The 21,184-nt window shown below is 52.6% G+C and carries 24 protein-coding genes; 7 read left to right on the plus strand and 17 right to left on the minus strand.

Annotation, left to right across the window (positions count from 1 at the left end; all coding sequences use genetic code 11):
• Position 1: 1 nt before the first annotated feature.
• The 11 genes from fliP to fliF form a co-directional block, all read right to left on the minus strand.
• Entirely contained in the window at positions 2-739 is a 738-nt protein-coding gene (gene fliP / locus OGV93_RS16715; protein WP_006684053.1) for a flagellar type III secretion system pore protein FliP, read from the minus strand.
• Entirely contained in the window at positions 739-1,116 is a 378-nt protein-coding gene (fliO, locus tag OGV93_RS16720) for a flagellar biosynthetic protein FliO (RefSeq protein WP_103847937.1), read from the minus strand. The genes fliP and fliO overlap by 1 nt, the downstream gene beginning before the upstream one ends.
• Positions 1,116-1,529: a flagellar motor switch protein FliN gene (fliN, locus tag OGV93_RS16725; protein WP_003030433.1), complete on the minus strand. Its 414-nt coding sequence runs from the start codon at positions 1,527-1,529 to the stop codon at positions 1,116-1,118. Before fliN ends, fliO begins: the two co-directional genes overlap by 1 nt.
• Complete coding sequence (gene fliM / locus OGV93_RS16730) at positions 1,526-2,530, minus strand: flagellar motor switch protein FliM (protein WP_003030434.1); 1,005 nt, start codon at positions 2,528-2,530, stop codon at positions 1,526-1,528. The genes fliN and fliM overlap by 4 nt, the downstream gene beginning before the upstream one ends.
• A gap of 4 nt (positions 2,531-2,534) precedes the next feature.
• Positions 2,535-3,002, minus strand: a complete 468-nt coding sequence (gene fliL, locus OGV93_RS16735) for a flagellar basal body-associated protein FliL (RefSeq protein ID WP_016153493.1) — start codon at positions 3,000-3,002, stop codon at positions 2,535-2,537.
• A gap of 104 nt (positions 3,003-3,106) precedes the next feature.
• Positions 3,107-4,321 (minus strand): flagellar hook length control protein FliK, encoded by a 1,215-nt coding sequence (gene fliK / locus OGV93_RS16740; protein WP_200084592.1) that lies wholly within the window; start codon positions 4,319-4,321, stop codon positions 3,107-3,109.
• A complete protein-coding gene (gene fliJ, locus OGV93_RS16745) occupies positions 4,318-4,761 on the minus strand; it encodes a flagellar export protein FliJ (protein ID WP_016153491.1) in 444 nt (147 codons plus the stop codon). Before fliJ ends, fliK begins: the two co-directional genes overlap by 4 nt.
• Before the next feature lie 21 nt (positions 4,762-4,782).
• A complete protein-coding gene (fliI, locus tag OGV93_RS16750) occupies positions 4,783-6,153 on the minus strand; it encodes a flagellar protein export ATPase FliI (protein WP_016153490.1) in 1,371 nt (456 codons plus the stop codon).
• Positions 6,153-6,860, minus strand: a complete 708-nt coding sequence (fliH, locus tag OGV93_RS16755; RefSeq protein ID WP_287109851.1) for a flagellar assembly protein FliH — start codon at positions 6,858-6,860, stop codon at positions 6,153-6,155. The genes fliI and fliH overlap by 1 nt, the downstream gene beginning before the upstream one ends.
• The gene (fliG, locus tag OGV93_RS16760) at positions 6,853-7,848 is read right to left on the minus strand and encodes a flagellar motor switch protein FliG (RefSeq protein ID WP_016153488.1); all 996 of its coding nucleotides are present in this window, start codon (positions 7,846-7,848) and stop codon (positions 6,853-6,855) included. The genes fliH and fliG overlap by 8 nt, the downstream gene beginning before the upstream one ends.
• Positions 7,841-9,523 carry a flagellar basal-body MS-ring/collar protein FliF gene (fliF, locus tag OGV93_RS16765; protein WP_287109853.1) on the minus strand — a complete coding sequence of 561 codons (1,683 nt, stop codon included), beginning with the start codon at positions 9,521-9,523 and terminating at the stop codon, positions 7,841-7,843. The genes fliG and fliF overlap by 8 nt, the downstream gene beginning before the upstream one ends.
• 216 nt (positions 9,524-9,739) lie before the next feature.
• On the opposite strand from fliF, the gene fliE reads away from it, so the two are divergent.
• The gene (fliE, locus tag OGV93_RS16770; protein WP_094169300.1) at positions 9,740-10,054 is read left to right on the plus strand and encodes a flagellar hook-basal body complex protein FliE; all 315 of its coding nucleotides are present in this window, start codon (positions 9,740-9,742) and stop codon (positions 10,052-10,054) included.
• A 45-nt stretch (positions 10,055-10,099) separates the two neighbouring features.
• On the opposite strand, the gene yedF is transcribed toward fliE, so the two are convergent.
• Both yedF and yedE read right to left on the minus strand, forming a co-directional pair.
• The gene (gene yedF / locus OGV93_RS16775; protein ID WP_000790504.1) at positions 10,100-10,333 is read right to left on the minus strand and encodes a sulfurtransferase-like selenium metabolism protein YedF; all 234 of its coding nucleotides are present in this window, start codon (positions 10,331-10,333) and stop codon (positions 10,100-10,102) included.
• Positions 10,330-11,592, minus strand: a complete 1,263-nt coding sequence (yedE, locus tag OGV93_RS16780) for a selenium metabolism membrane protein YedE/FdhT (protein ID WP_346267514.1) — start codon at positions 11,590-11,592, stop codon at positions 10,330-10,332. Before yedE ends, yedF begins: the two co-directional genes overlap by 4 nt.
• A gap of 128 nt (positions 11,593-11,720) precedes the next feature.
• Here yedE and yedD point away from each other — a divergent pair, with 128 nt between their 5' ends.
• Positions 11,721-12,134, plus strand: a complete 414-nt coding sequence (yedD, locus tag OGV93_RS16785; protein WP_016153484.1) for a lipoprotein YedD — start codon at positions 11,721-11,723, stop codon at positions 12,132-12,134.
• Between the two features lie 40 nt (positions 12,135-12,174).
• On the opposite strand, the gene amyA is transcribed toward yedD, so the two are convergent.
• The 4 genes from amyA to fliD form a co-directional block, all read right to left on the minus strand.
• Positions 12,175-13,662, minus strand: coding sequence for an alpha-amylase (gene amyA / locus OGV93_RS16790; protein WP_202195361.1), 1,488 nt, complete (start codon positions 13,660-13,662; stop codon positions 12,175-12,177).
• Between the two features lie 68 nt (positions 13,663-13,730).
• Positions 13,731-14,102 (minus strand): flagella biosynthesis regulatory protein FliT, encoded by a 372-nt coding sequence (fliT, locus tag OGV93_RS16795; RefSeq protein ID WP_003030458.1) that lies wholly within the window; start codon positions 14,100-14,102, stop codon positions 13,731-13,733.
• Positions 14,102-14,509 (minus strand): flagellar export chaperone FliS, encoded by a 408-nt coding sequence (gene fliS, locus OGV93_RS16800; RefSeq protein WP_046669996.1) that lies wholly within the window; start codon positions 14,507-14,509, stop codon positions 14,102-14,104. Before fliS ends, fliT begins: the two co-directional genes overlap by 1 nt.
• Before the next feature lie 15 nt (positions 14,510-14,524).
• Positions 14,525-15,925, minus strand: a complete 1,401-nt coding sequence (gene fliD / locus OGV93_RS16805) for a flagellar filament capping protein FliD (RefSeq protein ID WP_103928336.1) — start codon at positions 15,923-15,925, stop codon at positions 14,525-14,527.
• 255 nt (positions 15,926-16,180) lie between these two features.
• Between fliD and OGV93_RS16810 the strand changes: the two genes are divergently transcribed.
• From OGV93_RS16810 to tcyJ, 5 genes are all read left to right on the plus strand, one after another.
• A complete protein-coding gene (locus OGV93_RS16810; protein WP_232584801.1) occupies positions 16,181-17,413 on the plus strand; it encodes a FliC/FljB family flagellin in 1,233 nt (410 codons plus the stop codon).
• Positions 17,414-17,492: 79 nt separating this feature from the next.
• The gene (fliB, locus tag OGV93_RS16815) at positions 17,493-18,695 is read left to right on the plus strand and encodes a flagellin lysine-N-methylase (RefSeq protein ID WP_232584802.1); all 1,203 of its coding nucleotides are present in this window, start codon (positions 17,493-17,495) and stop codon (positions 18,693-18,695) included.
• Positions 18,696-18,891: 196 nt separating this feature from the next.
• Positions 18,892-19,611 (plus strand): RNA polymerase sigma factor FliA, encoded by a 720-nt coding sequence (gene fliA, locus OGV93_RS16820; RefSeq protein WP_016153479.1) that lies wholly within the window; start codon positions 18,892-18,894, stop codon positions 19,609-19,611.
• Positions 19,612-19,668: 57 nt separating this feature from the next.
• On the plus strand, positions 19,669-20,220 hold the full coding sequence (gene fliZ, locus OGV93_RS16825) for a flagella biosynthesis regulatory protein FliZ (RefSeq protein WP_016153478.1): 552 nt from the start codon (positions 19,669-19,671) through the stop codon (positions 20,218-20,220).
• Positions 20,221-20,320: 100 nt separating this feature from the next.
• Entirely contained in the window at positions 20,321-21,121 is an 801-nt protein-coding gene (gene tcyJ, locus OGV93_RS16830) for a cystine ABC transporter substrate-binding protein (RefSeq protein WP_109018200.1), read from the plus strand.
• Positions 21,122-21,184: the final 63 nt, after the last annotated feature.

Genomic DNA, 21,184 nt, shown 5'->3' on the forward strand with positions numbered 1-21,184 from the left:
TCTAACTGTAAAAGCTTTGAGCTAGCGAGCCGACAAGCAATTGCCAACCGTCTACCAACACAAACAGCATCAGCTTGAACGGTAGCGCGATCGTGGCCGGGGGGACCATCATCATCCCGAGCGCCATCAGCACGCTGGCGATGACCAGGTCGATAATCAGAAACGGAATAAAAATGGTAAAGCCTATCTGGAATGCCGTTTTCAGCTCGCTGGTGACATAGGCTGGAAGCAAAATCCGCATCGGTACGGCTTCTGGTCCCTGTAGGGGACCGCTGTTTGCTAAGCGCGCGAAGAGTGCCAGATCGGCTTCACGGGTCTGGCGCAACATAAACTCGCGCAGCGGCTGTGCGCCTTTCTCCATGGCTTCCTGCATAGAGATTTTCTCTTCGCTGAACGGCTGATATGCGTCGACGTAGATTTTGTCGATTACCGGCGACATGATGAAAAAGGTCAAAAATAGCGCCAGGCCCAGTAGCACCTGGTTCGGGGGGGCCGAAGGGGTTCCCAGCGCATTTCGTAACAGACCGAAAACGATGATGATGCGGGTGAAGCTGGTCATCATCAATAAAATGGCGGGCAGGAACGTCAGCGAGGTGATAAACACCAGCGTTTGCACGGGTAAAGACCAGCTTTGTCCGCCGCCAGGCAGCGGCTGGCTAACCAGACCCGGGAGCTGGGCGAGGGCTACTGGGCTGAAAAGCCATAAGCCTGCCAGCGTGATGGATAACAAACGGCGCATCAGGATCTCCCGGGACGCTTAAGCAAACTCTTCATCATGGCCTGGAAATCCGCGGGGGAGGCCGGTTTTTCTTCTGTATCAGCAGGCGCCGGGGGCAGGGTGTGCAGCACGTTAATTTGCGAGGCCGTGACGCCCAGTACCAGGCGCGCATCTTCAACCTCAACAATCACCACGCGCTCACGTGGACCCAGTGAGGTACTTGCCGCAACTTTCAGTCCGCGCGTACCGGCGCTTTTGGGGGCAAACCCCATACGCTTAATCACCCAGGCTGCAGCCAGGATCAATACGATGATCCCAAGCAGCGCGCCGCTTACCTGAACCAGCGGTGAGCCGGGTACGGCGGCTGGCTGAGAAACTGTAGCCTGGGTATTCATGATTAACGGCTCAGACGGCGCATGCGTTCAGATGGGGTAATAATGTCGGTGATACGTACGCCGTATTTGTCTGCGACAACCACCACTTCACCCTGGGCAATCAGGTAACCGTTGATCAGGATATCCAGCGGCTCGCCCGCCAGCCCATCCAACGCGACGACCGAACCCTGCGTCAGACGCAGCAGCTCTTTGATGGTCATGCGGGTTCGGCCCAATTCGACGGTCAGTTTGACCGGAATGTCCATGATCAGGTCGATGTCCTGCAAGGCACCGCTGACGTCGCCGCCACCTAACTGCTGGAATACCGCATCGGCCGCACTTTTGGTGGGCGTGGTTTTTTGCTCGTTTAACGCGTCAGCCCACAGATCGTCCAATGCACCAGTGTTCTCATCGGACGGATTATTCATATCACTCATTTGGGCTGTTCCTCATTCAGCGAATTCAAAATCGGGTTTATCAGATGTTCTACGCGTAACGCATACTGACCGTTCACCGTGCCATACTGGCTGGTCAGTACAGGCACGCCGTCCACATGAGCAATAATGCGGTCGGGTTTTTCAATCGGCAGTACATCGCCGGGTTTCAGTTTTAAAATCTGGGATAGCCGCAGCGGAATGTCAGCAAAGTTTGCCACCAGCTCCAGCTCAGAATGCTGAACCTGACGCACCAGATTATTGCGCCAGTTCTGATCTTCATTACGCGAGTTTTCCAGCGGCGGGTTCACCAGCAGCTCACGCAACGGTTCAATCATGCTGAATGGCAGACAGATGTTAAATTCACCGGTCAGGTTGCCAATTTCAACGTGGAATGGGGTATTGACCACGATGTCGTTAGGAGACGTGGTGATATTGGTAAATTTCACCTGCATCTCGGAACGAACGTATTCCACTTCCAGCGGATTGATGGCCTTCCACGCGTCGCTGTAGCTTTCCAGCGCCAGCTTCAGCATGCGGTTGATAACGCGCTGTTCGGTATGGGTAAATTCACGGCCTTCCACTTTCGTCGGGAAGCGGCCATCACCGCCGAAGAGGTTATCGACGGCGATAAATACCAGACTCGGTGAGAACACCACCAGACCCGTACCGCGCAGCGGCTTCAGGTGGATTAAGTTCAGGTTGGTCGGAACCGGTAAGTTGCGCGCAAACTCGTGGTATGGCTGGATACGGATCGCACCCACGGTAATATCCGGGCTACGGCGCAACAGGTTAAATAATCCCATACGGAACTGGCGCGCGAAGCGTTCGTTAATGATCTCCAGCGCCTGTAAACGCTCACGTACTACGCGGCGCTGGGTGTTGGGATCGTAAGGACGAATATCGCTTTCTTTTGCGATACCGGAAATGGGTTCGTCTTTAGTTTCGCTATCGCCATTAAGCAATGCGTCGATTTCAGCCTGAGAAAGAATACTGTCGCCCATGTCTTTACCGCAGAATAAAAGCTGTATAAAGAACGTCGGTGACAACCTGTTTGGGTTGCCCAACAACGAGCGGAGTCGCGAGCGTCTCTTTGATGGCGGCAATGAGCTGTTGCTTACCTTCTTCGGTGGCGAGCGTAGCCGCGTTCTGACGAGAGAACAGCAGCAGCAAGCGGCTGCGCACTTCCGGCAGATATTCGTTAAGACGTGAACGCGTTGCCTCGTCTTTCATGCGCAGCGTGATACCGATATACAGTACACGGTCCGCATCACCCAGATTGACGGTAAAGGTATCCAGCGCAAAGAATACCGGGGCTGGCGGTGGAGCCGGTTCCGCTTTGACGCTGGCGGACGGCTGCTGCTGCATGCGCCAGTAGCTATAACCCGCAGTTGCGCAGGCGGCGAGGGTAATCAATACCAGCAGAGGGATCCAAATAGCGCGTTTACTTTTTTTGTTAATCGCGGAGTCAGTCATCAGATACGGGCTTCCTGTTTCGGTACAGCTTATGGGCTGATTATCCCGTGTCCTGTCCACGACAAAGCGTGGAAAAGACGCGGATAATCATGCTACCTCTGGCGTTAGGCGAAGATGTCTACTGCTCCATCACCGCGTGCTGCGGCTTGCAGTGAGGCTGGCGCTGCCAGTACGGCGTCATCTTCAGCGGCAAAAATGTCTTGTCCCTGAGCGCGACCCGCCTGCTGTTGCTGCCCGGAAGACTGCTGATTACCGGCAAAGCTTTCACTGCTGATACTGCTTTGCCCAAGCTGGATCCCGCTTTCAGCCAACTGCGTACGCAGCATCGGTAATGCAGCTTCCAGCGCAGCGCGCACGTGACTGTGTGGCGATACCATTTGCAACTGCGCGAGGTTGTCATCCAGCTTGAGGGAAATGTGCACCTGGCCCAGATCCTGTGGATGCAGACGCAGTTCTGCGCTTTGCTGGCCCTGGCGAGTAAACAGAGTGACGTGCTGGCTCAGTGATTGCTGCCATTCCTGGCTACCCAATGGCGCGCTTAGCACAGGTGCGGCGGTCGGTAACGGCTGAGCGTGGGACTGCGGGCCACTTAACGGCGCCGTCGTCATGCCAATGCTGGTCGGCGAAGGGGAGCTTTCAATTTCTGCTCTGGTCGTCGCCGCTGCCGTCAACGGGGTTAATGTCGGATTGTTTGTCTGATCTACGCTGCTGGCAGGCGTTGCAATATCCGCTTTGCCTTTTTTGGCATCACCTGGCAGCAATTCGCCAGCATTATCGGCGATAGCGCTGTGTACCGAACCTCGTGACAACGCCGAAAGCGTCGCATCAACGGGGGCTGGCGCGCTGTCGACGGCAGGCGTGGTCTGCGGTTGTCCTGGCAGCATGGCGAACAACGCGCTCAGGTTGGCGAGATCCTCATCGCTCAGTGCGGTGTTTTTTTCATCCTGCTGAGCGACTTTGCCCAGAGTCGTCAGGGCATTAACTTTCAGTGAGGGCGTGAGGGCAGACAAAAGTTGCTGAGCGTCTGTCATGTCGACAAGAGAAGCATCAGTGTGCATCTCTTTTTGCGCCAGTAGTTCGGTCAACTTGAGCGACGGTGCTGAATCGCCATTTTTTTGCAGTAACCCTTTTTGCAGTTTGCTACCGGCCGCCTGTAAGTCGGCAAACGACAGCGGGGCGTCTTTACCCTGCGCGTTGTCCGCACCTAATGCACCCGCCAGCAGCGCTAAAAAATCCTCGGGTGAATCAACCGCTTTGCCTGACTGAAGACCTGCGGCTACGTTGGTGTCGGTGGTAATCAGTTGGGGTAAAGTAATCATTCGGGTTTCCTCATAGCTGCACGCTGAGCAAATTCATCCATTTTTTTCTGATCCAGGCGGTTTTCGGCCAGTAACGCCGCCGAGGTTTGTCTGTCCTGCAGAGTCTGCCACGCCTGTAAACGTTGTTTTTTGTCGCGCCAACTGTTCAATGCCTGGTCTACTTTCTGCGTCCACTGATTGAGCTGTTGGCGGTGTTGCTCAATCGCTTTTTCCAGCGTCTGAATAAATTGTTGGTAATTGATCCAGCGATTACTGGTAATCCCCTGACCCATGTCACTGTTCAGATTGTTGCGATACTCATGCTGATAATCGATCAGCATTTTCAACTGCTCTTCCGCCTGCTGACAGCCACGACGCATCTCTCCCAATAAGACAGCGGCGTCATCTACCTCTTTTTCAGCCAGGTCTTTCAGTGTGGCTAATGCACCATGTTGTGCCATGACCTATGCTCTCCTGCTTACTCACACACCAGGGAAAATCAGTTCTAACGCGTGCAGAGAATCTTCCCAGTCCGCCCGTTCAAAAATGCCTTGCTGTAAGAATGCTTCCAGTTGTGGCCATAGGGCGATGGCTTTATCCAGCATGGGATCGCTGCCTTTGGCATACGCCCCCACGCTGACCAGATCGCGGTTGCGCTGGAAGCTGGATAGCAGCTGTTTAAAGTTTCGTACCCGCGCATAGTGTTGTTCACTAATAAGCGCGGTCATGGCGCGGCTGATCGAGGCTTCAATATCGATGGCCGGATAGTGACCCGCTTCGGCCAGATGACGGGACAGCACAATGTGGCCGTCCAGAATCGCGCGCGCGGAATCCGCAATGGGGTCCTGCTGGTCGTCACCTTCGGTCAGTACCGTGTAAAACGCGGTAACGGAACCGCCGCCGTGAATACCGTTCCCGGCGCGTTCGACCAGCGCCGGTAATTTGGCGAATACTGAGGGGGGATAACCTTTCGTTGCCGGCGGCTCTCCGATCGCAAGGGCGATCTCACGTTGCGCCATCGCGTAGCGGGTGAGGGAATCCATAATCAGCAATACGTGCTGTCCACGATCGCGAAAATCTTCGGCGATACGCGTGGCATAGGCCGCGCCTTGCATACGTAACAGCGGCGAGACATCTGCGGGAGCGGCAATCACCACCGAGCGTGCACGACCGTCGGTACCGAGAATATTTTCAATAAAATCTTTAACTTCGCGACCACGTTCGCCAATCAGACCCACGACGATAACATCGGCCTGGGTATAGCGCGCCATCATGCCGAGCAGAACGCTTTTACCGACACCGGAGCCCGCGAAAAGTCCCATACGCTGACCGCGACCGACGGTTAACAACGCGTTGATGGGACGTACGCCGGTATCCAGGACGTGTTCAATCGCGGTGCGTTGTAGCGGGTTAAACGGCGGCGTAATCAGCGCCCCGGTTTCGGTGGTATCCGGGGCGGGCAGACCGTCGAGCGGTTTTCCGCTACCGTCAAGCACACGACCCAGCAATGCAGGGCCAAGCGGTAATTGCTTCCCGCTTTGCAGACCTTCTCCGGCAATGTTTTTTGCGTACACGCGTGCGCCGGGCAGAACGCCTTCAACCTCTTCGAGGGGCATCAGAAACAGACGCTGACCGTTAAAGCCCACGACTTCACTTTCGACCTCCTGGGTTTCGTTGCCGTCCTGGCGTTCAATAACGCAGGTGGCGCCCAGAGGCAACTGTAATCCAGTGGCCTCCAGCACCAGCCCAGTGGCGCGGGTCAGGCGACCGTAACGGCGCACCGCAGGCAGCAGCGACATTTTCTCTTCGAAGCTGTCCAGCGTGTTGAGCCAGCGAGTCAGGCGAGTGGTCATTACACGACTCCCGGCGCTGCCAGACGGCAGAGTTCTTGCCAGCGCGTGGCGACGCTGGCATCCAGATCGCCTTCATCGGCAGAGACTTTACAGCCGCCGTGATGCAGCGTCGGATCACCGCGCAGCCGCCAGCCGTGCAGGCTGAGGGTCGCACCGAGCATCTCCTCCACACGCTGGAGATCGTCCGGATGTACGCGTAGCTGCGGCTTACCGCTAAACAGCGGTTCTTGCTGCAACAGCTGTTGGATTTGTTTAATCAGCGCAGCGTTATCCACAATAGGCGTCTGACCTATAACCTGACGCGCAGCTTCCAGCGCCATTTGCATCAGACGCGAGGCAATTACGCTGTCCAGTGCGTCCAGCGTATTCTGAAACTCGCTCACCAGTTGCTGCATGCGGGCATGGATCGGCGCATGCTGAGCGCGCGCCTGGTTCTGGCCTTGCTCCAGCCCCTGACTCAGGCCTTCCTGATAACCTTGTTCGTGGCCTTTTTGTCGACCTTCCGCCAGACCCGCGTTATAACCTTGCTCATGGGCCTGCAGTTGCAGCTGTGCGAGCTGCTGTTCAAGCTGTTGCTCTGCGGAAAGCTCTGGTTCTGCTGTTTCTTCTGACAGCGGGTTTTCGCTGTGCTCAGCCAGTACGAACTCCGCTATCGGTGGGGCGAGGTCGTCCGGGGTCCAGACTTTCCACGGCAGTTCGTTAGACATAGGTATCCTCGCCGCTGCCTATCACCATCTCGCCGGTTTCCGCCAGACGACGCACAATAAGCAGAATGGCTTTCTGTTCGTTTTCCACCTGCGACAAACGCACCGGACCGCGGTTGGCGAGGTCGTCGCGCAGAATATCGGCAGCACGTTGCGACATGTTGCGCAGGAACTTCTCGCGCAGCGGCTGTTCGGCACCTTTCAGGGCAATCAGCAACGATTCGGAATCCACTTCCTGCAGCAGGCGCTGGATACTGCGATCGTCGACATCCACCAGGTTCTCGAACAGGAACATCTCGTCGATAATTTTCTGCGCCAGCTCGCCGTCGAATTCGCGTACGGCGGTAATAACCGCTTCTTCCTGCTGGGTTTTCATCAGGTTGATAATTTCTGCCGCCGTTCTCACGCCGCCCATTTTGCTGCGCTTGAGGTTCTGGCCATCGAGCAGGCCGTTGAGAACCTCGGTCAGTTCTGCCAGCGCGGCAGGCTGTACGCCGCCAAAGGTGGCGATACGCAGCATCACGTCGTGACGTAAACGCTCGTCGAACAGTGCCAGAATATCGGCGGCCTGGCCCCGCTTGAGGTGCACCAGAATGGTGGCGATAATCTGCGGATGCTCGTCGCGGATAAGGTCGGCGGCGCTTTGCGGCTCCATAAAGTTAAGCGTTTCAATGCCGCTGGTGGTATCGCGGGTTTCCAGAATATCTTCCAGCAGACTGGAGGCACGTTCCTCGCCCAGCGCTTTCACCAGCACGGAGCGCAGATATTCGTTGGCGTTGATATTCAGCGCGGCAAACTGTTCGGCTTCTTGTTCAAATTCGGCCAGCACTTCCGTCAACTGCTTGTTGGAAATCTGGCGAACGTTGGCCATCGCCGTACTGAGCGCCTGAACTTCGCGCGTGGAAAGGTGCTTAAACACCTCCGCCGCGCGATCTTCGCCAATGGTCATCAGCAGGATGACGCTTTTATCGGTACCGGTAAGATTACTCATGATCGTTACTCATCCACTGGCGAATGACCAGCGCCACGACGCGCGGATCGTTATCTGACATTTCACGAATACGCTGACTCATGACTTCTGCTCCCAGACGCTGATTAGTACGACGCTGCTGGGTTTGTTCGTCTTTGCTGAGGCGAACTTCTACCGCTTCTTCGGTTTCCTGACGGACACGCGTTTGTTCTTGTACGGCTTTCGCTTCTTCACTGCGACGGACCAACTGCGGACGAACGGCTTTCCGCCACAGGATCCACGCCACCAACAGAACCAGCAACCAACGACCTGCGGACATTAACTGATCAACAAAGAACGGCTGTTTCCAGAACGGTAGCTCGCCCATGGAATCGTCGGTCGCCGTGAAGGGAGAGTTCACCACGTTCAGGGTATCGCCACGCTTGTCGGAGAATCCCATCGCTTCGCGGGTCAGATCCTCAATCTGTTTCATCTGCTCGGCGGTTAACGGCAACGGTTTGCCGTCTGGTAACGTTTTGTAGTTGACCACGACAGCCACCGAGAGACGCTGCACATCGCCAACGTTCATTTTGGTATGGCGAATGGTGCGGTCAACTTCATAGTTGCTGGTTTCATTGCGCTGAGTATTGCGCGGGCCGGCATTATTACTGTTATTCGCCGTCTGTGCGTTTTGCGTATTTTGCGCGTTTTGCTGATTAGCGGGTGGGGTGGCGATTGGCGCAGTATTTGCCGGAGCGGGCTGATTTGACAACGCGCCCGGGACGCCGCCTGGTGCTCCGCTACCGACCTGCTCACTGACGTTCAACTGACGAGAACGCAGCACGGCCTGGGACTCATCACCGTTTGGACGGTACTGTTCTTCGGTTTGCTCTTTGTTGGCAAAATCCAGCTGCGCGGTAACCTGCGCATGTACGTTACCGTTGCCGACAATCGGCGACAGAATCGATTCGATACGACGCTGAACGCGGCCTTCGACGTCGCTGGCGTATTTCAGCTGCGCATCGTTAAGATCGCGGCTACTGGTATTCGACTGGGTTAACAGATGCCCCGCCTGGTCGACCAGCGTAACGTTGCCCGGCGGCAAGCCTGCAACAGCGCTGGAAACCAGATGCGTGACCGCACTGATCTGACCTTCATCCAGCGCGCGACCCGGCTCCAGGTTGACGGTGACGGAGGCTGAAGGCGCTTTTTGCTCACGCACAAACAGCGACGGTTTCGGCATAGCCAGATGCACGCGGGCGCGTTTTACCGGTCCCAACGTTTCAATCGTACGGGCTAATTCACCTTCCAGCGCGCGCTGGTAGTTGACCTGCTCGCTAAACTGGCTGATACCAAACTTTTCCTGATCCAGCAGTTCAAAACCCACCGCGCCGCCTTTGGGCAGACCTTGCTGCGCCAGACGTAAACGCAGTTCGTGGACTTTATCGGCAGGAACTTCAATGGCGCCGCTTCCCTCAGTAAAACGGTAGGGAACGTTCATCTGCGTCAGTTGGGTGACGATCGCGCCACCATCCTGATCGGAAAGATTGCTGAACAGCGTGCGGTAGTCAGGCGCTTTGGCCCACAGGACCATCGCCACGATGATCGCGACGGCAGCGGCTCCCGCCACAATCAGAGGAATTCTGGGATTCGCGCGCAGGCGGTTTAACCACTCGAGAGGTTTAAGCTGGGTTGCAGTCGATGCTGTCGCACTCATCTCGCACCTCGTGGCTTATCGTGGACGGCGTTTTTTGCAAAGTGGAACAAGACTCACTCCCGGGTCAGCAAACTCGAAAAATTGACGGTCTCATTATTTGCGGTTTCGAATTTTTCTATGCGTTAAAAACCGTGGTTTTTTATCGTTATTTAACGCCTTTATCTTATTGACTAACTGGTAATCTCAACTACGTAAAAAATTATCCAGGGGATCAGAATGTCGGCAATACAGGGGATTGAAGGGGTCATCGGCCAGCTACAGACCACGGCGATGTCAGCAAAAATGCAGGATATGCAGCCACAACCGACCGTGAGCTTTGCCGGTCAACTGCATGCGGCGTTAGACAGGATCAGCGATGTACAAACCGCGTCCCGTGTGCAGGCTGAGAAATTTACCCTCGGTGAACCGGGTATTGCGCTGAACGATGTGATGACCGATATGCAAAAAGCGTCGGTATCGATGCAGATGGGGATCCAGGTGCGCAACAAACTGGTGTCGGCGTATCAGGAAGTGATGTCGATGCAGGTGTAGCAAGCCGAACATTCTCCCGCTGCGTCGGGCAACGGGAGAATCGCATTACTTCTGAATTAAATAACGAATCGTTGGACCATCCTGCTGAATATCCAGCACCGTATAGCCGTGATTACGCGCATCCAGTGGAATATTGTTGATTGACTGCGGGCAATCGCTCACCACTTCCAGAATCTCACCTTTCTTCAATTGCGGCATCGCTTCCAGTGTGGCGACAGCCGGATACGGACACGGCTCGCCGACCATATCGAGGCGATAATCAGGCACGATATTTTTCATACAGACTCCTTGGCAGGCGTCAGCCCAGCGCGACGGAAGAAGCGTTTTTCCCAGCCGATGATGAGCATCAGCGCGGTAAATAACAGCAGATAGGTTACCAGCAGGCCACCGAGCGGGCCGAAGGTGTTGAGCAGATTCACTTTGTCCCAACTGGTGGCAAGCGCGGGAGCAAAATCATCCCAGTAGTAGGCCAGAATGGTCGAGCCAATAACGTTGCCCAGACCCACCCACCAGTAATGCACCTGGCCTTCAACGGCGCGGTACATCCAGCCCGTTTCACACCCGCCCGCCAGAACAATGCCGAAGCCGAACAGCAAGCCGCCGATCACCGCATTCGGACCTGCCCACATGATTTTAGGCTCGATGCCCAGTTGCACGTAGCTAAAGATACCAATGGCGCTGACCGCCATCCCGAAGATGATCGCTTTCGCCATATGGGTGCGACCGGAAATCCACAGATCGCGGAAGGCGGAGGTGAAGCAGATTTGCGCCCGTTCAATCAGCAGTCCGAACCCGACGCCGAACAGCATGGCCAAACCAAGTTTGGGCTTATCCATCGCAGTGAGGAGCGCCCAGCCGATCATGGCGATAAACACCAGCATGCCGAGGCGGAAACGGCGACGGGCCTGATCCGGCTTTTGCGTTAACGGAGAAGCGGCGGAGACTTTCTGCATTTTGACCGGAATACGAAACATCGGCAGCAGGGTAAAGCGTGCGCCAAACCATGAGCCAATAGCCGTTGCCAGGGCGAAAAACCAGGCGTGTAGCGAGAACTGTGGAATACCGGTGAAGAATGCGGCCAGGTTACAGCCCATTGCCAGCCGGGCGCCGAATCCGGCAATCATTCCGCCGACTATCGCCTGCATAATGCGCACCCGACTGCGCGGCATGCGTAATTTGACGTTGTTTGCCCACAATGCGGCAGCAAAACAGCCCCCGAACATACCGAGGATCATCATGCCGTCAATGCGGGTCAGGGGTGAGCCTTCGAGATGGATCAGCTTGTAGTATCCCCATTCTTCGGCGTGAACGCCAAACAGTTGCAGGATTTGACCACCCCAGCGAGTGAATTCGCCGGTAACGGCCCAGAAGGTTCCCGTAATGCCGAAATAGTAGGTAGAGAGAATACCCGCTGCGATGACCGCAGGGGCGGGGGCCCAAAATTTAATTAACCAGGCCTGTTTGAAGTGTTGCCATGACATGCGTTGTGCCTCTGAACTCAGAAGGTATGTAACAAGAAGTGTGGATACTACACCGATCAGAATTTTTGACTATGAGTAATAAGAGGTAACACCGTCTGGATCAATCTTTCTCGACACTGCCGAAAGGCTGGCGACATCAGGCCTTTAATGCCACAATCCCATTTTCTTCGCATGCAGGATGAATGATGAAAAAATTAGCAATCGTTGCTGTATTTCTGGCGCTTACCGGATGCGCCGAAGTAGAAAATTATAACGACGTGGTGAAAACGCCAGCGCCAGCCGGTCTGGAAGGATACTGGCAGTCAAAAGGTCCGCAACGCAGTCTGGTGAGCCCGGAAGCGATTGCCAGCCTGGTGGTAACAAAAGAGGGCGACACGCTGGATTGTCGCCAGTGGCAGCGAGTGATCGCGCTGCCGGGGAAACTGACGATGATCTCTGGCGATCTCACCAACGTGACGGTGAAACGCGAGCTGTATGAGATTGAGCGGGAAGGCAATACGCTGGAATATGACGGTATGACGCTGCAGCGGGTCGACCGCCCGACGCAGGAATGTGCTGACGCGTTAAAGAAAACGCCGCTGGCCACGCCACTGCCATAAGCTATACGCCCCGGTAGCCAACGGCCACCGGGGTTGAGCTTTATAACACGTCTTCAATCACCCACACGCTGACGCTACCGCCGTTACAATAAAACGTCGCTTCACCGTTTTCATCGGTGACCACGCTTTCTTCGCGATTTCCCAGATAGTCGCGCCAGGTTTTATTCCCGTAATTCGCACCGAGATTGATGGTCTTTTCCCCGTCATCGCCGTTAGACAGAACAACCACACAGCCGGGATCGTCGTCCGTTCCGCTGCGGCTAAAAGCGATACAGTTAGGGTGATCGAAAAAGAGCGTCTGTACCCCGTGTGCGAAGCGCTGGCGCGCGAGGATCAGTTCATCAAGCTGTTCAATGATCGGCATGTCGATAGGATAGGTTTCGCCATCGCCGCCGGTGTCTTCGTAATGCGCTCCGTAGAGGTCAGGATAAAACACTGACGGCACGCCGTTTTCGCGCAACAGGATCAGCGCATAGGCCAGCGGCTTAAACCACGCTTCGACAGGGGCTTCCAGCGCCTGCAAGGGCTGAGTGTCGTGATTGGCCACCAGCGTGACGGCATGAAACGGATCGGCTTCCACCAGGGTGTCGGTGAAAATCTGACTCATATCGTAATCGCGTCCCTGACGGGAGGCTTCGTGGAATTTCATCTGTAAAGGGGCGTCGAATAGCATAGTTTTCCCCTCCACCTGATTAATGTAGGTTTGCAGCTTGTCGACTTCATGCGACCAGTATTCCGCGACGATAAACAGCGGCTTGGGGGCGACTTCCTGCACATGCTCAATCCACTCTTTATAAAACCATGCCGGAATATGTTTCACGGCATCTAAACGAAAGCCGTCACACTGGGTTTGCTCCATCACCCAACGCGCCCAGTATTTGATCTCTTCGGTGACCGCGTGATTGCGAAAATCGATGTTTTCGCCCATCAGATAATCAAAATTACCCAACTCATCATCAACCTGATCGTTCCAGCCTTCGCCGGTGTAGTCGTTCACGATTTTAAAAATGCCGTCTTCGGTTGGGTTTTCGATATGGTCAATACCGCTGAAGCATTTAAAGTCCCAAATGAATTGCGAGTACTTGCCTGCGCGGGCAGGGAAGGTGTAGCGCGTCCAGCCTTCGCATTCGACGATCTCATCGTCTATTTGCGTGCGATCCTCGGCGTTAACCCGCTGGACACGAATATTCTCTTTCTCATCTGCGCCCATTTTGTGGTTAACCACCACGTCGAGCAGTACGGCAATATCATTGTGTTTTAGCGCGTCTATCGCCGCCAGCAGCTGGTTTTTATCGCCATATTTGGTAGCGATGGTTCCCTTTTGGTCGAATTCGCCCAGATCAAACAGATCGTAGGAGTCGTAGCCAACGGAATAGCCGCCGGATGCGCCTTTATAAGCGGGAGGTAACCACACCATATTGATGCCGATGTCATTGAGTCCACCTGCGCGTTCGGCAAGTTCTGGCCAGAGTTGACCGCCCTCGGGGTAATACCAGTGAAAATACTGCAATAACGTGGGATTTTTCATCTTCCGAGCTCCAGAAGTCGTTTGGCCGACCTCTGGAGTATGGAAGATTATTCAGACGAGACGGGAAATTATTGTGGGGCAGTGGGGGCGTCGGGAACTAACAGCATGCCGGAAAGACGGCCATAAGCGTTATTTAGCGTCTTTTGGCGCGTCGACTGACCGATGAGATTGCTGAGTTCATCCAGACGCTGCTGCAACAATGTTTTGAGCAGTTGTTCGTTATCCAGCGTCTGTTTAATGTACCCGGCCACTAAATCCTGAATACTTCGCGTAATGCCTGGTGGAGTTTGCTCTTCCATGACCACTTCAATACTTTGCAGATAGGTAACTTCCTGTTCCAGTAAAAGGTCCCATTCACCGCGCTGCGCCAGTTCCAGCAGTGAGTGACTGAGCAGCGCGATGCGCTGCCAACGGTTGATAAACTCCACGGCTGAGGTCATTAACGAGACTCCTGGGAAGATGCTTTCGGTGAGATCTGTTTCCAGGCATCTGCAATGTTGCCGAGTAACCCTTCGACTTCTTCAATGGCCTGACAATCATTACGCAAGTTAGCTTGCAGTAAACGGCGAATCATATAGTCATACAGAGAAGACAGATTGGTGGCGATTTCGCCGCCATTCTCTTGATCAAGTCCTGCCTTCAGGCCATTGTCGATAATATTAATGGCTTTACTTAACGCTTCACCTTTGGCGACGATATCACCCTGTTGCATAAACAGGCGAGCGCGCACCAGGGCGCTGTTCGCGCCATCAAACAACATTTCAATCAGCTGATGTGGGCTGGCGCTCATCACGGCGCTTTCCACGCTGACCTGTGCATAGGCTTTGGTACCGCTCGCGGTATACATGCTTACCTCGTGTTATCAGGATTTATTCATCGCTGTAAATTGTTGGCCCAGATAGGTACTGGTGTTATTCAGTTTGCTCATCATGCTATCAAGCTGGGTAAACTGCGCCGTATAACGCGCAACCATGTCGTCAATGCTGGCGCTAACTGACAGATATTGTTTGGTCAGTTTTTTCAGCGTGGCGTTAATGCTGTCTTGCGCATTATCGATAATGCCGTCATCGGCGAGATAGCTTTTTACTTCAGCGGCAATTTTGGTGGTGATGCCGGTTTCTTTACCGTCGCCAGCCAGCAGTTCGCGAACAGAGGCGGTGTTTTCATCCAGCGCTTTTTTCAGCTTGGTATCATCGATGGACATCTTGCCGGTTTTGCCATCTTGTTTGATGCCGATTTCATTCAGTGTCTTAAAGGCACCTTCAGCACCGGAGTTAGCAAACTGTGCACGAATGCCTGTCTGAATCGTACGTACTACGCTATCACCGACCAGCGCGCCGTTGTCTTTGTCCTGACCTTCCGCTCCTGCATCTACGGCTTTATATTTGGTCAGCGTATTAAAGGTATCGATCAGTGAGTTATAGGCATCCACCCAACCTTTAATCGCTTCCGTGGCTTTCTCATTGCTTTTCGTCACCGTTACGCGCGCGTCGGTAACTTTTTTGGTCAGTTCCAGCGTAACACCCTGCGGGGCATCGGTGACTTTGTTGCTTTGACGTTCAATATCGATACCGTTCATCGTGAGCTTGGAGTTCTGGGCCTGAACCAGCTCAGTCATTTTTCCTGTACCGGTCGTGCTGTCGTAAGCCAGCATATCGTTAAGCTTGCTGTCGCCCTCAACAGAGATGGTCATCTTGCTGTCCATACCTTCTGCTGCGGTCAGCACCAGTTTGAACTCGCCGTCTTTCACCTTCACGATACTGGCGGAGATACCGCTATCGGTATCGTTAATTGCCTTGCTGATATCATCCAGCGTGGTCTTATCTTGGGAGAGTTTAATCTCCAGCGGCTCTTTACGGCCCGGCTGCTCAATTTTAATGGTACGCGTGGCGGAGCCATCACCCAGAGCCTCTTTATTTGAGGCCACCGATGTGGTGCTCAGCGATTGTGCCTGTGCCAGTTGCGTGACGCTGATGGTATAAATACCCGGTGCCGCGCCTGCTTCGGTGGTGACTTTTAGGTCTTCAGTACTGCTCGTCACATTACTGCTTCTGAACAACTCCGGTTTATTTAACGCGGTATTGGCCGTCTGGAACTTTTCCAGCGCACTCTTTAGCGTACCGTAAGCCGTCAGACGGGCAGTATTGTCGGTCTGTTGCTGAGTAATTGGATTTAGACGTTTTTTCTCAGCAATAGTCAGGTTGTTTAGCAACGTGTCCAGTGGTAAGCCTGAGCCTACGCCTAATGATGTAAATGAAGCCATGCCCGATTCCTTGTGATTGCAAACAATTGTTATGCGGGTTATCGGCAATCTGCGCGCAAAGTTTAATGATAGTTTTGTCAAAATAATGCGCGGAATAGTGGTGCATATAGAGGGTATTTCGCGGACTAAGAAAAAAAACGACAGAAAGTAAAAATTTTCTAAAGTTCGAAATTAAGGTGCCGATACATGGGTTACGGTGAGAAACCGTGGGCAACAGCCCAATAACATCAAGTTGTAATTGATAAGGAAAAGATCATGGCACAAGTCATCAATACAAACAGCCTGTCGCTGTTGACCCAAAACAACCTGAACAAATCTCAGTCCGCTCTGGGCTCCGCTATCGAGCGTCTGTCTTCTGGTCTGCGTATCAACAGCGCGAAAGACGATGCTGCTGGTCAGGCGATTGCAAACCGTTTCACCGCTAACATCAAAGGTCTGACTCAGGCTTCCCGTAACGCCAACGACGGTATCTCCGTTGCACAGACCACTGAAGGCGCGCTGTCTGAAATCAACAACAACCTGCAGCGTGTTCGTGAACTGTCCGTACAGGCAGCGAACGGCTCCAACTCCGAGTCTGACCTGAGTTCTATCCAGGACGAAATTAATCAGCGCCTGGCAGAAATCAACCGTGTTTCAGAGCAGACCGACTTCAACGGTAAAAAAGTTCTGAACCAGGACGGCCAGTTGACTATTCAGGTTGGTGCAAAAGACGGTGAAACCATCACTATTGACTTGAAAAAAATCAACAGCCAAACACTGAAACTAGATGATCTGGATGTAACTAAAATTGCAACGACAGTTGCTAATGGTTCCAAAGTTAACGTCCAAGTTACTCCACCAGAAGCTGATATTGTCGATAAGAAAGCGGGGGGTATTACTACTGGTCAGACACTGGTTACTGATACCACTGGCAAGTATTTTGTTAAAGTTGGTGCTGATGTTTATGACGCAACGCTTGACAATTCTACTGGTAAAGTCACTTTCGATAGTACCACTAAAGGTACTGCTACCGGTGCAACAGCAGCAGCGACCGTTGGTAAGAATGTCGCAGTAGTCACTACGGGTCTGGCTGCTGGTGAAAGTATGATTTCGTATAAAGATGCGGGTCAAACTAAGTATGCCGTTAAAGACGCAGCTGGGGCTTACACTGTTGCAAACATTAACGGTACAACTGGCGCAGTAACTAAAGGTGCGGCAGTTACTCCAGATATCAGCCTTGATCCGCTGAAGAAAATCGATGATGCGCTGTCTGATGTTGATAAATTCCGTAGCTCTCTGGGTGCGGTGCAGAACCGTTTTGAATCTGCAGTAACCAACCTGGGTAACACTGTCAACAACCTGTCCTCTGCCCGTAGCCGTATCGAAGACTCCGACTACGCGACCGAAGTGTCTAACATGTCTCGTGCGCAGATCCTGCAGCAGGCAGGTACTTCTGTACTGGCACAGGCTAACCAGACCACGCAAAACGTACTCTCTTTACTGCGTTAATCCATCGATTGGGTTACTTAGTAGTCAGAGACAATAAAGGCAGCGAAAGCTGCCTTTTTTCTATACTGGAGTCTGAATAATGCAAGAAATAACCGTTACCGAACCGGCTTTTGTTAAGGCCTTCCAATGCTCTGGAACACAATGCCGCGATCATTGCTGTAAAACATGGCGTATAACTCTGGATAGGTCAACGGTGAAAAAATATATTTCCAGTAAAGACGATAGTATTAGGGGAATTGCAAAGGAGAACATCATTCTCCTAAAAAAAGATATAGATAACTGGGGATTAATCAAACTTAATGAAGCTAGCGGGAACTGTCCTTATCTGACCGAAGACAGCCTTTGCCAGGTCCAAAAAACGCTTGGCGCCGAAGCATTAAGCACGACATGTAAAACATTTCCGCGAAGTGAACGTATCTACAAAAACGATGTGAGAAAAACATTAAATCTGTCGTGTCCGGAAGTAGCGAGTTTAGTCCTGACTGATCCCAATGCGATGGTTCTGTATGAGAGCAGTAAAATTGTTCCTAATGCTTATACTGCACCGGTATTTTCTCAGCAACAAAAACTGCTTAATCTTTTCTGTCTGAGCCTTGTGGAACAGGCAGGGAGTGATGTGAATGTAGGGCTATATGCGCTTATTAAACTTACTTTATGCGTTAAGAAGTTTAATCAGATTGATAATGTGGCGCTGTCTGAAGTTGAGCAAATTTATCACGCGATTATGACCCAGATTCAGTCAGGTGAGTTAAAAGAAGAATTTTCGGCATTTTCAGCGGATAACAATGTTAAGGTCACTTTAGTGCTCTTGCTTCAGGATTATTTCCGCAGTCTTCCGGTAAGCCGTGCTAATGGAGTGCTCAACTATTATATCCAGTGTCTCCTGAGAACATTGACCCAAGAAGAAAATCACTCTGTTGGGGAGTGGGTCGCTAAACTTGAGTCCACATGGCAGAAGGTTTATGAACAGCAAGGTGAGAGTGGATTCGATCTTAAAAACTTCATTTTGTATAAGATTTGGGAGAATAATTTCCCGAATCAAAAAAATGTAGATCCACTACGTACCTTGTACATGATCTGCGTTGAGTATTATTTTATCAAAATATTGATCGCCGCGAGCGCCTACGAAAGAACGTACCTGGAGAAGGAAGATGCGATCAATATCGTCTATAGTTTCCATTCACTAAGTCAGCATAATCCTACCGTGCATGAGAACTTCCACAAGCACATCGAGACCGTCAGAACAGGTGATGACCTGTCGATGATTCATCTCTTGACATAATTTTAACGGGGATGCGTGAAAACGCATCCCTCGCAGGCTAACTATTTGATTTATTCTTGATTATTTCTTATTCGAAATAACGCCATCAGCTACATAAGTGAAATAACCCTTCTTTTATAGCCTTATTCCTCCGATAGAACCCCCTGCAGAAACGGATAATCATGCCGATAACTCATTTAACGCAGGGCTGTTTATCGTGAATTCACTGTATACCGCTGAAGGTGTAATGGATAAACACTCGCTGTGGCAGCGTTATGTACCGTTGGTGCGTCACGAAGCATTGCGCCTTCAGGTGCGTTTGCCGGCGAGCGTAGAACTGGATGACCTGCTACAAGCGGGCGGCATCGGGTTATTGAATGCAGTCGACCGATATGACGCTTTGCAAGGAACGGCATTTACCACTTACGCAGTGCAGCGTATTCGTGGAGCGATGCTGGACGAACTACGTAGCCGGGATTGGGTGCCGCGTAGCGTTCGGCGCAATGCTCGCGAAGTGGCACAGGCGATGGGGCAACTGGAGCAGGAATTAGGGCGTAACGCGACGGAAACCGAAGTGGCGGAGCGTCTGGCTATTCCTGTGCAAGAGTATCGTCAGATGTTGCTTGATACCAATAATAGCCAACTCTTCTCCTATGACGAGTGGCGGGAAGAGCATGGCGATAGTATTGAGCTGGTGACGGAAGAACATCAGCAGGAAAACCCGTTACAGCAGCTACTTGAGGGTAACCTCCGCCAGCGCGTGATGGACGCGATCGAAGCGTTGCCGGAACGCGAAAAGCTGGTGTTAACGCTGTACTACCAGGAAGAGCTGAATCTGAAAGAGATTGGCGCGGTACTGGAAGTGGGGGAGTCACGGGTAAGCCAGTTGCACAGTCAGGCCATCAAACGTCTACGCACCAAGCTGGGTAAGCTATAGGGGTACATCATTACCCCTGAACAATGCCGCATTACGAATTGACTACCAGGAGTTCTCATGACGGTGCAGCAATCAAAAAGACGGCCCCTAAGCCGCTACCTCAAAGATTTCAAACACAGCCAGACGCATTGCGCCCATTGCTTTAAGTTGCTCGACAGGATCACGCTGGTTCGCCGCGGGCAAATTGTGAATAAAATCGCCATCGCCCGACTGGACACGTTGCTGAATGAAGCAGAGTGGGAACAGGAGAAAAAAGAGTGGGTGGCGCTGTGTCGTTTTTGTGGTGATTTGCACTGCAAAGAGCAGAGCGACTTTTTTGACATTATCGGCTTCAAGCAATTTTTATTCGAGCAGACCGAAATGAGTCACGGCACGGTACGCGAATACGTTGTGCGCCTGCGTCGCCTCGGGAATCATCTGACCGAACAAAATATCTCTCACGACCTGCTGCAGGAAGGGTTTCTCGACGAAAACCTTGCCCCGTGGCTACCGGAAACCAGCACCAACAATTACCGCATCGCCTTGCGTAAGTATGAGCAGTTTAAAGCCCATACGCATATGGGACATATGCAGAAATCCTCCTGGACAGCCAGTTCTGATATATATTAAAAACGAATAAGGTGTAACAGAGTCGTGTTTGTGGATCACGGCAAACGCTTTACACTGTAGTCATAAATGATAGTCACTAATGACAATATTCGGGGTAACTATGAAATTAGCACTTCTGGGACGTCAGGCTCTGATGGGTGTAATGGCTGTTGCACTTGTCGCCGGAATGAGCGTGAAGACTTATGCAGATGAAGGTCTGTTAAATAAAGTTAAAGAGCGCGGCACGCTGCTGGTGGGCCTGGAAGGGACCTATCCCCCGTTTAGTTTTCAGGGCGATGACGGCAAGCTGACCGGTTTCGAAGTGGAGTTTGCCGAGGAACTGGCCAAGCATCTTGGAGTGAAAGCCACGCTGAAGCCGACCAAATGGGACGGTATGCTGGCTTCTCTTGATTCCAAACGCATTGACGTGGTCATCAACCAGGTGACTATCTCTGATGAACGTAAGAAAAAATACGATTTCTCTACCCCGTATACGGTCTCTGGTATCCAGGCGCTGGTGAAGAAAGGCAATGAAGGCGTTATTAAGACTGCTGCCGATCTGAAAGGTAAAAAAGTCGGCGTGGGTCTGGGAACCAACTATGAAGAGTGGCTGCGCCAGAACGTGCAGGGCGTGGATATTCGTACCTATGATGATGACCCGACCAAATATCAGGATCTGCGCGTAGGTCGTATCGACGCCATCCTGGTTGACCGTCTGGCCGCGCTGGATCTGGTGAAAAAAACCAAGGATACGCTGGCCGTTACCGGTGAAGCATTCTCCCGCCAGGAGTCCGGCGTGGCGCTGCGTAAAGGCAATGAAGATCTGCTGAAAGCGGTGGATGCAGCCATTGCTGAAATGCAGAAAGACGGTTCGCTGAAAGCCCTGTCTGAAAAATGGTTTGGAGCAGATGTGACGAAATAATCGTCATCTGATGAAAAAAGGCGCCTTTAACAGCGCCTTTTTTTATTTCATTGCGCCTGAACG

Source organism: Citrobacter sp. Cb031, assembly GCF_030336725.1.
In the GTDB taxonomy this organism is placed as follows: Bacteria; Pseudomonadota; Gammaproteobacteria; order Enterobacterales; family Enterobacteriaceae; genus Citrobacter; species Citrobacter braakii.

What these genes read in the sequence shown, in the direction of transcription:
- OGV93_RS16810 (WP_232584801.1), top strand. Translation starts at nt 16,181, where the DNA reads ATGGCACAAGTCATCAATACAAACAGCCTGTCGCTGTTGACCCAAAAC.
- yedF (WP_000790504.1), bottom strand. Translation starts at nt 10,333, where the DNA reads ATGAAAAATATCGTGCCTGATTATCGCCTCGATATGGTCGGCGAGCCG.
- fliZ (WP_016153478.1), top strand. Translation starts at nt 19,669, where the DNA reads ATGACGGTGCAGCAATCAAAAAGACGGCCCCTAAGCCGCTACCTCAAA.
- fliG (WP_016153488.1), bottom strand. Translation starts at nt 7,848, where the DNA reads ATGAGTAATCTTACCGGTACCGATAAAAGCGTCATCCTGCTGATGACC.
- fliB (WP_232584802.1), top strand. Translation starts at nt 17,493, where the DNA reads ATGCAAGAAATAACCGTTACCGAACCGGCTTTTGTTAAGGCCTTCCAA.
- fliP (WP_006684053.1), bottom strand. Translation starts at nt 739, where the DNA reads ATGCGCCGTTTGTTATCCATCACGCTGGCAGGCTTATGGCTTTTCAGC.
- fliT (WP_003030458.1), bottom strand. Translation starts at nt 14,102, where the DNA reads ATGACCTCAGCCGTGGAGTTTATCAACCGTTGGCAGCGCATCGCGCTG.
- fliJ (WP_016153491.1), bottom strand. Translation starts at nt 4,761, where the DNA reads ATGGCACAACATGGTGCATTAGCCACACTGAAAGACCTGGCTGAAAAA.
- fliN (WP_003030433.1), bottom strand. Translation starts at nt 1,529, where the DNA reads ATGAGTGATATGAATAATCCGTCCGATGAGAACACTGGTGCATTGGAC.
- fliD (WP_103928336.1), bottom strand. Translation starts at nt 15,925, where the DNA reads ATGGCTTCATTTACATCATTAGGCGTAGGCTCAGGCTTACCACTGGAC.
- fliS (WP_046669996.1), bottom strand. Translation starts at nt 14,509, where the DNA reads ATGTATACCGCGAGCGGTACCAAAGCCTATGCACAGGTCAGCGTGGAA.
- yedD (WP_016153484.1), top strand. Translation starts at nt 11,721, where the DNA reads ATGAAAAAATTAGCAATCGTTGCTGTATTTCTGGCGCTTACCGGATGC.
- fliI (WP_016153490.1), bottom strand. Translation starts at nt 6,153, where the DNA reads ATGACCACTCGCCTGACTCGCTGGCTCAACACGCTGGACAGCTTCGAA.
- fliF (WP_287109853.1), bottom strand. Translation starts at nt 9,523, where the DNA reads ATGAGTGCGACAGCATCGACTGCAACCCAGCTTAAACCTCTCGAGTGG.
- fliH (WP_287109851.1), bottom strand. Translation starts at nt 6,860, where the DNA reads ATGTCTAACGAACTGCCGTGGAAAGTCTGGACCCCGGACGACCTCGCC.
- tcyJ (WP_109018200.1), top strand. Translation starts at nt 20,321, where the DNA reads ATGAAATTAGCACTTCTGGGACGTCAGGCTCTGATGGGTGTAATGGCT.
- fliL (WP_016153493.1), bottom strand. Translation starts at nt 3,002, where the DNA reads ATGACTGACTCCGCGATTAACAAAAAAAGTAAACGCGCTATTTGGATC.
- fliM (WP_003030434.1), bottom strand. Translation starts at nt 2,530, where the DNA reads ATGGGCGACAGTATTCTTTCTCAGGCTGAAATCGACGCATTGCTTAAT.
- fliE (WP_094169300.1), top strand. Translation starts at nt 9,740, where the DNA reads ATGTCGGCAATACAGGGGATTGAAGGGGTCATCGGCCAGCTACAGACC.
- fliK (WP_200084592.1), bottom strand. Translation starts at nt 4,321, where the DNA reads ATGATTACTTTACCCCAACTGATTACCACCGACACCAACGTAGCCGCA.
- amyA (WP_202195361.1), bottom strand. Translation starts at nt 13,662, where the DNA reads ATGAAAAATCCCACGTTATTGCAGTATTTTCACTGGTATTACCCCGAG.